Consider the following 12,935-nt stretch of genomic DNA (forward strand, 5'->3'; position numbering starts at 1 on the left):
CTTTTTTTTACTACTGTAAAAGATCAATAATTTTACACTCAATGTTGCCTATCTTTAGGCATAAAATCAGCATAAAAAACATGTTGTTCTAAACATTTTTTAACCTTTTGAAAGTATAAAAAAAAAGCATTACATCAAAGGTAGCATTGAAGCATTTTATAAACAGGCTGATATAAAGGATAGATATATTAATGAAATCATTCAATAAACATAGTTATGAACAAAATAGCATTAATTACCGGAGCCACATCCGGCATTGGAGAAGCAACAACATTAACCCTTGCTAAACTAGGATACAATACTATTATTACAGGCAGAAGAGAAGAGCGGCTGATAAAATTAAAAAACACCTTAGAAAATAATCATAAAATTAAAGTTCTTACATTATGTTTTGATATCAGAAATCAGGAAGACACTATGGCTGCATTGCAAAAGATTCCTGTTGAATGGCAAAAAATTGATATTTTAATTAACAACGCAGGACTTGCTGCCGGAGCGGAGAAGGTTGATGATGCATCATGGGACAAGTGGAAACAAATGATCGACACAAATATTACCGGACTCCTTTTTCTTTCGAAAGAAATTATCAAAGGAATGACAGAAAGAAAGAATGGACATATTGTTAACATCTCATCAATTGCAGGGATCAACGTTTATGAAGGAGGAAGTGTTTATTGCGCATCAAAACATGCTGTAAACGCAATTACCCAAGGAATGCGTATTGACCTGCTTAAGTACAACATTAAAGTAACATCGGTATCTCCGGGAATGGTTGATACAGAATTTTCCCTGGTACGTTTTGATGGAGATCAGGATAAAGCTGACAATGTATACAAAGGTGTAGTTCCCTTATCTGCTCAAGATATTGCAGATTCTATTGAATTTGTTGTCACCAGGCCTGGCCACGTCAATATAAATGATATTTTGATTATGCCGGCACAACAAGCCAATGCTTATTATACCCACAGGGAGTAAATCAGACACATAGGTTATCGGTCACTTGCCATTAGTCACTAGTTTTGTTTACAGATCTAGTAGCTAATACCAAGTGACTATTTACCTATCCTTACATCTTCCCCTTCACTTTCTTCCCTGCAGAGTTAACCTGCATTTTTGTAGTGAATTCAACAATATGTGGTATTTTGTAAGCAGCAAGCTTTGTGCTACAGAACTCTTTCACATCATCGCCTGATAATCCATTTGCAGACTCATTTTTTACAAGAACAGCTTTAATGGCCTCGCCAAGAACATCATCAGCAACAGCTTCAATAGTACAATCAACTACTCCTGGCATTGACACTATGACTTCCTCAATTTCCTTTGGACTAACCCTCCTACCGCCTACTTTGATGATTTCCTTTTTTCGGGCCGCATGGTATATAAAACCATCTTCATCCACTTTTGCAAGATCTCCCGTATAAAGCCACCCCTTCTTTATTGTTTCGGAAGTCGACTCCTCATCCTTATAATAGCCCCGCATCACATTATCTCCTTTAGCAATAATTTCACCAACTTCACCCGCTTTAACAGGATCACCTTTTTCATTCACCACCCTAAGCTCAACTCCGGGAATACCTTTGCCAATAGACCCCAGCTTATCATCTAATCTATCAACAGGAAGATACGACAATCGTGCAGTAGCTTCCGTTTGTCCATACATTACAATAAACTTAGTAAACGGCTTAGCTTTCCTAAATTCTTCAATAAACACGGTATGTAACTTACCTCCAGCTTGGGTAACATACCTTAAATCAGGGAGAACCTCATTTTTAAAGGAATCTGATTTTCGTAACAAGATTTGAAAATGGCTTGGCACACCTGCAAATCCGGTACACTTATATTTTTTAAAATCATTAATTACTGAACCTAAAAAAATAAAGTTGTTATTTAAAACAATCTTTCCTTTTACTTTAAGATGCGTATGCAGTAACGAAAGTCCATAGCAATAAAAGAATGGCAACACACATTCCATAATATCCTCATCTGTTAATTGAAGATATTCTATGATTGAGGAAGTATTGGCTATAATGTTTTTATGGGATATCATTACCCCTTTGGGCATGGCAGTTGACCCCGAAGTATATATTATCTGAGCCAGAGTATTGGGATCAAAATCCCCTTCCTCTTCATAATATACATCCGGGTTTTCAAGAGATATCCTTTCCAATTCATCTTCACCCCAAATATTCTCAAAAGAAACCTGAACCCTCTTTTGTAAAAGTTGAGGAATAAAAGCCAACCTAACTTCTGCTTGTCCTTTTACAAAGTCCAAAGATTCTTTTTCTGTTGCAGGATTCAATGGAATAACTGCGTTTCCCGATTTCATTATTGCCAGATAGCATATAATAAAGTAATTATTGTTTGGAGATAACAATACAAACTTATTTCCAGATCCAAATTCACTTTTCAATTCAACAGCAAGCGAAGCTACCTTTCTCCTAATATCATAAAAAGTCAATGGCTCTCTCTGTCCCAAAACAAATAAGTCATCCTTGTTTATGTCTTTTGGCAATAAATAATCTATACAGTTCATGAGTTTTAGTTTTTTGATTAACCCCAAAGAACACAAAATGATTAATAACATCAGAAAAGAAGTACAGACTTAAAAACATCTTTCAGATTAATCCTTCTCTTATAGCTCAATTCTCTTAACTCACCTCTACCCTAATTCTCACAGCACTATACCAAACTACCTTCCATAATATTATAATCATGCAATGGCGGTGTCCGAAGGTAATCTGTTGTTTTCTGTTTTCGGGCAAAGTTTTTAAATATCTTGCTCACCTCATCGGGTGTCATTTCCATAACAGGAGCAACCTCCTCCGGAGAGTAATCATTTTCCCAGCCATACCACAGCAAGTCCATTTTATCAAATGGCATCTGATAGAAAAATTCTTCTTGTGTTTGCTCTGCTGAATATGTATCTGTTGTTGGAGTTCTATTAATTATAGCCTCAGGAACACCTAAATGCCTGGCTATTTGATACACCTGTGTTTTAAATAAGTTTCCTATTGGCATCACATCAGCTGCCCCATCACCATACTTAACAAAAAAACCTTGCTGAACCTCATGCTTATTTGGAGTACCCAAAACTGCATAGTTCAATGCCTCTGCATGATAATAAAGCATATTTGCCCTACAGCGTTGTTTAAAATTTGAGGCAGCAACAATTTGCAGGTACTCTTTCATTGGCAATCGCACCTTCTTTTCCGTACCATCCTTAAATGTAACAGACACATAATGCACCGGTGGCAAATTTTTATTCACGAACTCCTCTGGTATAACCACCTTCATTTTATCCGTTACAGGATTATATTCAGGAATAACACTAGCAACAGCTTCATCCCTTCTCCTGTAACATCCAAATCCCTCTAAGGCACCACTAATATTTTCAACAATACTCTTCACTCCAAATTTATTGGCCAATTCTCTGGCCAACTCTTCACTTTCCGGACTAGAGTCTGTTTCTGGCAACATTATCCCCAATAATTTATCCGATCCAAATGCTTTGGTTGCTATAGCCAGGGTAACAGAAGAGTCAATTCCCCCACTAATACCGATCACACCACCATATCGGCGAAAACGCTTATAAACATCTTCTCTTAATTTCTCACAAATTCCATCAATCACTTCATCTATATTTTCTAAATGAAGTATGTCTTTTGAAAAAGGTTTTTTAGTCATAATTTACAATAAGTATAAAGTATAAAGTATAAAGTATAAAGATCAACATATATCTTACTTATAAACTTTAATACCAAAAGGTTACTATTATATTATAGCCATTAGCTTTTTGTATGTTTTTTACTCCGGGCGCGACTCAAAGTCGCTCTTGGAGTACCTGCTAAAAACAGCTCAGTTTCTCACCACCCCTTGGCGAACCTCACTATCTTTTAAATATCTAAACCCTCCTATGTACTGCTCGTGCAAAACCTGAGTAGACAGCATAGCCATCAGAGCCATATTATCAATTTCCGAGATAGTTGGACTTTTTCGCATTTTTGTCAACAAACTCCCAATACTTTCACTATTAAAAACCCCAATACTCTTAACTCTTGAGGAATTTAAAATATCATCTACAAATCCATTTTTATCATTTAGCAAAGCCTGTGCTATTGGAGCCCTATAAGCTTGCTTTGGCCTTTTTAAAACGGATTGCGGAATTACATCTTTCACAACTTCTTTTAAAAGAAATTTTTCATTTAAACCCTTTAGTTTAAACTCATCTGGCAAACTATTACAAAACTCAATAAGTCTATGATCTAAAAATGGATAACGTCCTTCAACGGAATTACCCATTGCAACCCTATCTCCTTGAGATGACAATAAATATCCCGACATAAAAATTGTTGACTCTATATATTGAGCTTTATTTAAAGGTGAATAAGCATCAATCCTGCTTTTGATCTGTGATTCATATGAATCAACTAATTTCTCCCCATTGAGTAGGGATTTTACGTCTTCCGACAAATGGTTAACAATCCTACCAGTATTGTTCCATCTTAGCAAATGTGAATAAGCCGGCGAATCCTTTTCCTGGAGTTTATATCCAAAGAATAACTTCAACATGCTATTACCTGCTCCCTGCATTTGGGGCATGTAAGGATATAATTTTTTAAGCAGCAGGGGCCTTATTTTTGAATTAGGTATTCTTGACCAAAAATGCCTGATAATAGTTTCTTTAAAGATATTGTACCCACCAAGCATCTCATCAGCGCCTTCTCCTGTAATAACTACCTTAATACCATTATCTCTCACCAACTTAGACAACCTATACATTGGAAAAGGAGCAGATCGAAGGACAGGAATCTCTGTATGCCAGATAACTTTATCAAATAAATCAACCACATTGTCATTTTTAAATGACACAGAATGATGACGGGTGTTAAAATAATCTGCAACCTCTTTCTGGAAATCTGACTCATCAAAATCCTTTTCCTCAAATCCTATTGAAAAAGTATTTAGTGCCTCAGGAAACATCTGCTTAATAAATGCGGTAGTACTTGTGGAATCCAAACCGCCACTTAAATATGCTGCAACCGGAACGTCTGCTCTCATCCTTAATGAAAGAGCATCTTTAAACAAGGTTCTAAATTCCCCTACAGCATCTTCTATGGTTAATGAAACCTTCTTATCAAAATTAAAATTCCAATAAGGTTTTATCTGCAATTGCCCATGGCTATACAAGGCATAATGACCTGGCGGGACTTCAAAAACATCTTCAAAAGCAGTATTAGGAGTTAAAGTAGTCCAGAAAGTATAAACCTGCCGCAATCCCCTATAATCGATTTTCCGTTCAACAGAAGGATGCTCGAATATTGCTTTAATCTCTGACCCATATACAAACTCACCTTTTTGCCGGGTATAATATAATGGCCTGATTCCCATTCTATCCCGAGCCAAAAACAACTCCTTTTTATGCGTATCCCATATTGAAAAAGCAAATTGTCCGTTTAATAAATTAAGACATGCTACCCCATACTCCTGATACATATGAACTACTACTTCAGTATCACAATTGGTCCTAAAGACATGTCCTTTACTTTCTAAGTCCTTTTTAAGTTCCGGATAGTTAAAAACCTCACCGTTGTATGCAATCCAGAACCTCCCATCCGGAGTACATAAAGGCTGTTGCCCAGAAGCAAGGTCAATAATACTCAACCTCACATTACCAAAACATGCCTCATCAGATAAATACAGACCACACTCATCCGGTCCACGATGATGTATCCGAGTAAGCATTGCGTTTAAGGTTCGCTTTGCATCGGGGGTTATATGTTGGGAAATAAATCCGGCTATTCCGCACATTTAAAATAAGTCAATGGCCATTTGTCATTAGTTAACGAAAATCCTCACAATAACTAATGGCAAATGACTAATTCTACCCATGACATAATTAAGCTGCCTGCTTTCTTAAAACAAAAGCAACAATTCTCTCTACTGATCCAAAATTCTCTTCCTGTAGATCCGAATCTTCGGCTACTACATTAAATTCACTCTCTAGAAAATTAATCAATCCTAACAAACCCATAGAATCAAAAATTCCTTCATCAAATATTAATGTATCATCCTTAATAATTGATGGATCATTAAATGTAGTTTCTGCAATAAAATTTCTAATTTGATCTTTCATATTTTAATAAGTATCAAGTATTAAGTATTAAGTATCAAGATTATAAACCTATATACCTATCACTTAAAGGTTACCAAATATATTCTAGTGATTTTAAATATAACACTTAGTAAGTTATGTCCTGAAATTCTTTGTTGAATACCAAGATATTATCGATAAACCGCATTTTTTTTTAGGCCAACATCTTTATCTTTCAGGCATTACTTTATCGAGTGACACAAAACAGCTGTTTTGTGATTTAAATTCCGGAACTATATCCTTCATTCTTGAAACCAGAAGATGGTTACTCTCAATTTTCAATGCAAAGAGAAGATCATTTATACTACTATTGACTTCCTCATATTGATGCCTGCGGACTTTCCCGATCATAATTTTATCATGATGCGTAGGCAAAGTATTTTCTTTATTGGCAAGCAGCTCTTCATACAATTTCTCACCAGGCCGCAAACCGGTATAAGCGATTTCTATATCCTCCCCTAATTTTAGCCCAGAAAGACGAATCATTTCTTTTGCCAAATCATCAATCTTAACTGGTTCACCCATATCAAATACATATATCTCGCCCCCTTGTCCCATAAATCCGGCTTCTAAAACCAACTGACAAGCTTCCGGTATTGTCATAAAGTAACGGGTTATTTCTTTATGCGTTACAGTTAAAGGTCCTCCTCTTTCAATTTGTTTTTTAAACAATGGAACCACTGAGCCATTTGATCCCAATACATTTCCAAACCGGGTTGTTACAAATTGAGTCTGTATGTTATTTTGTTGAGACAGAGCCTGAACGTATATTTCACATATCCGTTTTGAAGCCCCCATAACATTAGTGGGATTCACTGCCTTATCTGTTGATACCATAACAAATTTCCCAACACCATACTCTATTGCTAAATCTGCCATCACTTTCACACCACCAACATTAACACGGATAGCTTCATAAGGGAATTGCTCCATTAAAGGAACATGTTTGTAGGCTGCCGCATGAAAAACAAGTTGCGGCTTATAAGTACCAAAAACCTCCTGCATTCTCTGAATATTTGTAACATCAGCCAGGATTACTTCAAACGGAGAATCAGTGTGTGCCAACAACAATTCTTGCTGCAAGTCGTAGAGTGCCGATTCCGCCACATCCACCATTATAATCTTTTGCACCGGAAATCGCAACAACTGGCGTACAATTTCAGAACCAATAGATCCAGCAGCCCCAGACACAAGTACGACCTTATTCTCCAGCCCACTCATAATTTCTAATAGGTTGAGTTTTATTTCATCCCGGCCTAAAATATCTTCAATACGAATATCCCTGATTTGCTTTTGGTTAGAAATACCATTAACCCAATTACCTACAGATGGCATCACCTTCAGTTTCCAACCAATATCTAAACATGCTGCTGTGATTTCATGTTTGCGCTGTACCGAGATATGGTTAATTGCCAAAATCACAAGGTTCACTTGTTTCCCCCTGCTTAAGGTCATTGCCTTCTCCCAACTTATAACAGGTATGGAATGCAAAACCATATTCCACTTGGATGCATCATCATCTATAAACCCAACAACCCGGTATTGGTTATCTCTATCGTTCCTAATGGCTTCCAAGGTTATCTGCCCCATTTCTCCAGCTCCGTAAACATATACATTTTGAGATGTATCCTTTTTTGTCAACGAGCTATAAGTCTCTTTCACTAACATCCTGAATGCAAAAGCAAGCATAGACGTCATTAAAAAATGGAAAACCAAGGCCAATCTAGGCGTAGAAATCCAACTATCTGACAATAAACCAACAAGTTCATTTATAAATAAAGAAGAACTAAATGCAACAAAGCATGCAACAATCAAATTCTTAAACTCACTATAATTACTATGCCTTACTACACCCTTAAAGGAACCAAAACTCAGAAATGAAACCAGGTATAAACTGGACACAATTGTACAGTTTAGAACCATTTCAGAGACTGAATAAGAAGGTAAATTGATATTTAATCTAAGAACAAAAGCAATTACGAAAGAATTAATAACTATGCCAACATCGATAAACAATATCCACCAGGGAGAAACTATCCTTCCATTAAAAATATTCAACAATATAGACTTCATAAACTCTACGTTTTTACTTATAACTTTTGTAAAATAAAAGTCTCTAAAAAATTACAAATAATGCAGGTTTTGCATTTCCTTAATTAAACAATTCATTTCTCCTTACAATTTAGCTTTTTTCCTTAATCCAAGGTCTTTTAATTTATAGAGAGCTTAATTTTTATGACGAACGATTGAATTCATGCCATAAAAAAAGGAGTTAACCTTGTAACCCCTTTTTAATTAATATAATTATTTCTATTTATCAATAAACTCTCACTAAATATTACCTATTCATAAGAAACCACAAACTCCTCAAAATAGTCAGGGTAATTTCCATTTTCATCAACTTCAGGTCGCTTATCCTCAGGCAATTCAGGTATACTCTCAATAAAGGCAATATCATCATCACTTAATCCCAATCCCCTATCAGTTAAATTATGAACAATTACCTGAAATCTATTGACAATCTCTTCATAAGAAGGCCCAACCTGAGAACTTTTCAAATCATCATTTCCAACAAGCATTTCATAATTCACCATTCGCCAGCCAATCCAATTTAAAAATTTCCACAAAATATCAGAACTTGTGACCCCTAAAATGGAGTATATCCCGGTCTGATCCGGAGTAGGATAAGTTAAATTTGCACAATATAGGTCAATCCTAATGGTTCTGGTCTCATTTGGTTGCAAACAAACCCAAACACACTGAACTTGCAATCCATGTTGAAAACCACCAGTTTTGCACTCCCACACCAATCCTTTTGGAAAAAAGACAGCCATAGGATAACTACGTGTGTTTAAAAGTGTTAGCTGAAGCTGAACCTGACTCCCACTACCATAACATGGGAGATAAAATAATTCTGTCCCTTTTAAATTGGCCTTACCAGACTCCGGAGAAGCTAGTCCCGTTATATCTTCAGTAATAAATATCCCATCTGGCAATTCGAACTTTTCTTTAACTTCTATATTACCTTTATTTTGCCCCAGACCAGAAATTCCACTCTCGACAGCTGTCGAATTGTCTTCACAAGAAGACAATCCAAAAATTAAAATTGATATTGCTAATATCCAAACTTTTCTCATCTCTTTATAATTTACATTTTCAACGGTATACAAAAGAACTCACCAATAGTATACTATTCTATATAAGGCAAGTATCTAAAAGATCGATTCTTACTTAATTATTCATTGCACAAATAACCTTCTATAAAAGATGAATGTCAATTCTTTTTTGATTAATCAATCAAAAATAATGACTAATTAACAACAACCTTTGAAACTTTACTTCCTGATGAATTTTCAACAACAATAAAATACATCCCTGCAGCCAGGCCATCCGTATTTATATAACATTTATTTGATTTTAAAAACGTTTGAAACTCCTGCTTTCCATTAATGTTTAGCACTTTAATTTTCTGAAGGCTCATTGTCCCTTCAATTTCCACACATATCTTATCTCCTGCCCTATAGACTATAGTTTTATCTTCACCTATTAAACCTTTTCCTTGACCTGTAGGAATCCCATCCCAACCTGCAATTCTTGCCAACATCCACCAAACTGCTTTTGCAATCCTTATTGTCCCTGCTTCACCAATATGACCTATTGTTTCATCCCCAAGATTTGTTGGAGTAATAACTGGAAATTCATTGCCATTCCAGGAGGAGGTTGTCATACTTCCATCATCATCATAACAAAGGATATCTGCATAATCAAACAAAATCCGATTGGCATCGGACCTTACATACTCTCTAATATATTCCCATTTAAGATGTTGCTGATACATTGCCTCATTACTAAATCCAGGATTATCAACAGGACCGGTAGTAAATATAACTTGAGTTGGAATATAATTAGATTCACAATATGAGATATACTCTTGCGTTGCTGTCAAATAACTATCCATACATAAACTATTCCCTGTTGCATCAAAATCATCAGCACTTAAGCCCCATTGCTGTACTCCTCCAGGACTATTAACCAACTCACCATACCAATGATTCCCTGTTACAGGGTCGGTACCACTTGAAGCCGCCCCCCATGAAGCGTCCCAACACCATCCAAAACCTATAACACTAATTGGATTACTAATAGCACTACAATAAGATAATCCTGTTTTCACCTGATCAATAGCATCCTGACTAGTCCACCAATCCTCTTCACCAATCCAATACTCCCAACCAGTTGGTGTATCGTAATCTCCCCACATAGCAGAACTAACACGCAAATGCATATCTGTGTATGCTTCTGGATTGCCTGCTTCAGTAGCATTCACCTGAAAGGTTGCATCCAAGGCCTCCAAACTTTCCAAACCTCTGCGATATGCCCGGGAATGAGATTCTCCTCCCAAAACAAACCACATCTCCTTTACCTTCTCTATGTACTGATTAGGAATATTTTCATATTCGTCAACAACATTATGGTCAGCAATAATTTGCCCCTGTAAAACAATTGATATTGGTGCAATGCAAACCAGCAAAAACAACTTCCTTAATTTTAACATAGTTAAATAATTGAATTCATAAAAATTAAAGAACTCAATATATCCAATAAAAAACAACATGTCAATACCTTTAAAAGAGTAGATCCTAAAAATCAAATTAATTTCCTTTAAAAAATATTTAATCCTATTATTGCATTAACCATTGAATTTGTCCCCTAATAACACATCTATTTTTCTTACACTATTGGCGATTATATCGTTGTTTATTAAAAAACAACATCAAATCACCTTGTATTTTATTATATTTGAAAAAAGCTCAATGAGTCTAAATCATTCACTTAACAATAAATAAACCATGAATACACCAAAAACAACACTTGCTTTCTTATTAATTTTATTCCTATTCTCGTGCTCAAAAAACGAAATTAAATATGATGAGAAAATTGTTCTTTTACATCATAGTACTGGACGTATAATTTACGAAGGAGGTAAGGATCAAACTTTTATATACAAAGCAGCCAGAAAAGTGAATTCCAAATTGGCGAACTTCATAAAGGGTAAACCTATGGTTCTAAAACAATTTGAAAACTACAACACAAAAAACGAGTACAAATATCAAATTGAAGAGAAAACTTTTCCTAAACTTTCTCCATATGGCTGGCAAAATTATCCATACGATTACTATAATATCTGGGTTAAAAATGGCAATAATGAGAATTACATGGAAGAGCCTACTTTAAGAACTTTGACTAAAGAGTACAAGACAATCATAATCAAACACTGCTTTCCCGTATGTAACATTAAAGAGAACCTTGACTCTGCTGATATCAATTCTAAAACAAGAACTCTTGACAATTATAAGTTACAGTATGATGCTTTAAAAAAATTATTTCACAAATATCCTAACAACAATTTTATTGTTTTCACTGGAGCTGCTCAAGTCAAATCACAAATAACAAAAGAAGAAGCAATAAGAGCAAAACAATTTTTCGATTGGGTTGTAAACTCTTGGGACATAAAAGAAGATAACATTTATATCTGGGACTTATATTCACTCCAAACAGAAGATTCAATATATTTTAAAGAAGACTTTGCCAGATCAGAAACAGATTCGCATCCGAACAAAAAATTTGCAGAAAAAGCATCTAAATTACTATTTCAAAGAATATTGGACATTTTAAAAACAGGAGGAAAATCAACCTTAGTAACTGGAGAAAAATCTTAATCCTATGAATAATCCCCTTCCTTTATTTATCATCTTTGTTTTGTGAATATACAATATCTATTAACTGATCACCTACATACTTTTTAAAATGAACGTTATCGTAGAAGTTTGACTTCTCTTTAGAAAAGTGGTTTTGTCCGGAAAAATCAAATACATTATCATCTCCAAAAACAGCTCTAATTTTCACCAAATCACTTTTATTAAAAACCTTTTGATAATAATTTGGCCCTATAATTATTTTATATTCAGTCCTATGCTCATCAAAAATACGCTTGATTTCTTTTAGTTTCTGAACATACTCCTCATTAAGCTGTGGAGATATATAATGCTCTTTTTCTAATCGATTTCTCACAAAACTTCCCGGTCTCCTTTTATAGTATCCTATAGAATCATTTCTTATTTCCTCTAAAATACCCACATTATAATATTCATTTGAAATATTATCATAATAACACTCTTTCCAAACTAAATATGTCCCCATATAATCATGGAAATTTCCAGATAACTCATAATGAACCAAAGCCCTTAAAAAACGAACATTGACAAACTGAGTAAAAGTCAGATAATGAAACATTAACGCAGAAGACGGAAACACTTTATAATGCTTCATAAATATAGGATTATCATTGATGAATTCATGAAAGCTACCCTCTGTATCCAATACAATTATTGTATTTTTTATATCAGCACCACTTCTATGTATATATTTGATTTTTGACCAGATCCCATTAATATGTTCACCTGATGCAATAAATGAATAAGGCTCATCTTCTTTACCCAAATATTCCCTCCAGGTTTTTGGACTGATATACAAAGCAGTAGAACCTCCAAAGATAAAAGAATCATATGATAAACTATCTGCATTCACCATATACTTTTTTGTAGAAATAAAATCCAAGTTTTTATGGATGTATGTATTCTTATTGAAATCCTTATACTCATACAACACCATAAACGGATCCATAATCACATAAAGAAGAAGCAACACAAAAAAAGGAAGGCTAAACAGTAATACCCTTTTTAATTCTGACCACAATTCTGTTTTACCTAATTTATTCTTCATA

10 protein-coding genes are annotated in these 12,935 nt (G+C 34.9%); 2 read left to right on the plus strand and 8 right to left on the minus strand.

The window, feature by feature from the left end:
* Nucleotides 1–216 precede the first annotated feature (216 nt).
* A complete protein-coding gene (locus tag OM074_RS00700) occupies nt 217–975 on the plus strand; it encodes an SDR family NAD(P)-dependent oxidoreductase (protein WP_301197340.1) in 759 nt (252 codons plus the stop codon).
* Between the two features lie 91 nt (nt 976–1,066).
* Here the strand turns inward: OM074_RS00700 and OM074_RS00705 are convergent, their stop codons facing one another.
* The 7 genes from OM074_RS00705 to OM074_RS00735 form a co-directional block, all read right to left on the minus strand.
* Nucleotides 1,067–2,533, minus strand: a complete 1,467-nt coding sequence (locus tag OM074_RS00705) for a class I adenylate-forming enzyme family protein (RefSeq protein ID WP_301197341.1) — start codon at nt 2,531–2,533, stop codon at nt 1,067–1,069.
* 146 nt (nt 2,534–2,679) lie between these two features.
* Entirely contained in the window at nt 2,680–3,684 is a 1,005-nt protein-coding gene (gene nadE / locus OM074_RS00710; protein ID WP_301197342.1) for an NAD(+) synthase, read from the minus strand.
* Between the two features lie 171 nt (nt 3,685–3,855).
* Complete coding sequence (gene asnB, locus OM074_RS00715; protein WP_301197343.1) at nt 3,856–5,808, minus strand: asparagine synthase (glutamine-hydrolyzing); 1,953 nt, start codon at nt 5,806–5,808, stop codon at nt 3,856–3,858.
* A gap of 88 nt (nt 5,809–5,896) precedes the next feature.
* A complete protein-coding gene (locus OM074_RS00720) occupies nt 5,897–6,133 on the minus strand; it encodes an acyl carrier protein (RefSeq protein WP_301197344.1) in 237 nt (78 codons plus the stop codon).
* 186 nt (nt 6,134–6,319) lie between these two features.
* Nucleotides 6,320–8,224, minus strand: coding sequence for a polysaccharide biosynthesis protein (locus OM074_RS00725; protein WP_301197345.1), 1,905 nt, complete (start codon nt 8,222–8,224; stop codon nt 6,320–6,322).
* 269 nt (nt 8,225–8,493) lie between these two features.
* Entirely contained in the window at nt 8,494–9,288 is a 795-nt protein-coding gene (locus OM074_RS00730; RefSeq protein WP_301197346.1) for a hypothetical protein, read from the minus strand.
* A gap of 173 nt (nt 9,289–9,461) precedes the next feature.
* Complete coding sequence (locus OM074_RS00735; protein WP_301197347.1) at nt 9,462–10,766, minus strand: T9SS type A sorting domain-containing protein; 1,305 nt, start codon at nt 10,764–10,766, stop codon at nt 9,462–9,464.
* 235 nt (nt 10,767–11,001) lie between these two features.
* On the opposite strand from OM074_RS00735, the gene OM074_RS00740 reads away from it, so the two are divergent.
* Nucleotides 11,002–11,871 carry a hypothetical protein gene (locus OM074_RS00740; protein ID WP_301197348.1) on the plus strand — a complete coding sequence of 290 codons (870 nt, stop codon included), beginning with the start codon at nt 11,002–11,004 and terminating at the stop codon, nt 11,869–11,871.
* Nucleotides 11,872–11,893: 22 nt separating this feature from the next.
* Here the strand turns inward: OM074_RS00740 and OM074_RS00745 are convergent, their stop codons facing one another.
* A complete protein-coding gene (locus OM074_RS00745) occupies nt 11,894–12,934 on the minus strand; it encodes a hypothetical protein (protein WP_301197349.1) in 1,041 nt (346 codons plus the stop codon).
* Nucleotide 12,935 lies beyond the last annotated feature (1 nt).

The sequence above is a fragment of the Plebeiibacterium marinum genome, from assembly GCF_026013615.1.
Classification (GTDB): domain Bacteria; phylum Bacteroidota; class Bacteroidia; order Bacteroidales; family Marinilabiliaceae; genus Saccharicrinis; species Saccharicrinis marinus_A.

Coding starts and splice junctions, on each gene's coding strand:
- asnB (WP_301197343.1), bottom strand. CDS start 5,808: ATGTGCGGAATAGCCGGATTTATTTCCCAACATATAACCCCCGATGCA.
- OM074_RS00740 (WP_301197348.1), top strand. CDS start 11,002: ATGAATACACCAAAAACAACACTTGCTTTCTTATTAATTTTATTCCTA.
- OM074_RS00730 (WP_301197346.1), bottom strand. CDS start 9,288: ATGAGAAAAGTTTGGATATTAGCAATATCAATTTTAATTTTTGGATTG.
- OM074_RS00745 (WP_301197349.1), bottom strand. CDS start 12,934: ATGAAGAATAAATTAGGTAAAACAGAATTGTGGTCAGAATTAAAAAGG.
- nadE (WP_301197342.1), bottom strand. CDS start 3,684: ATGACTAAAAAACCTTTTTCAAAAGACATACTTCATTTAGAAAATATA.
- OM074_RS00720 (WP_301197344.1), bottom strand. CDS start 6,133: ATGAAAGATCAAATTAGAAATTTTATTGCAGAAACTACATTTAATGAT.
- OM074_RS00725 (WP_301197345.1), bottom strand. CDS start 8,224: ATGAAGTCTATATTGTTGAATATTTTTAATGGAAGGATAGTTTCTCCC.
- OM074_RS00700 (WP_301197340.1), top strand. CDS start 217: ATGAACAAAATAGCATTAATTACCGGAGCCACATCCGGCATTGGAGAA.
- OM074_RS00735 (WP_301197347.1), bottom strand. CDS start 10,766: ATGTTGTTTTTTATTGGATATATTGAGTTCTTTAATTTTTATGAATTC.
- OM074_RS00705 (WP_301197341.1), bottom strand. CDS start 2,533: ATGAACTGTATAGATTATTTATTGCCAAAAGACATAAACAAGGATGAC.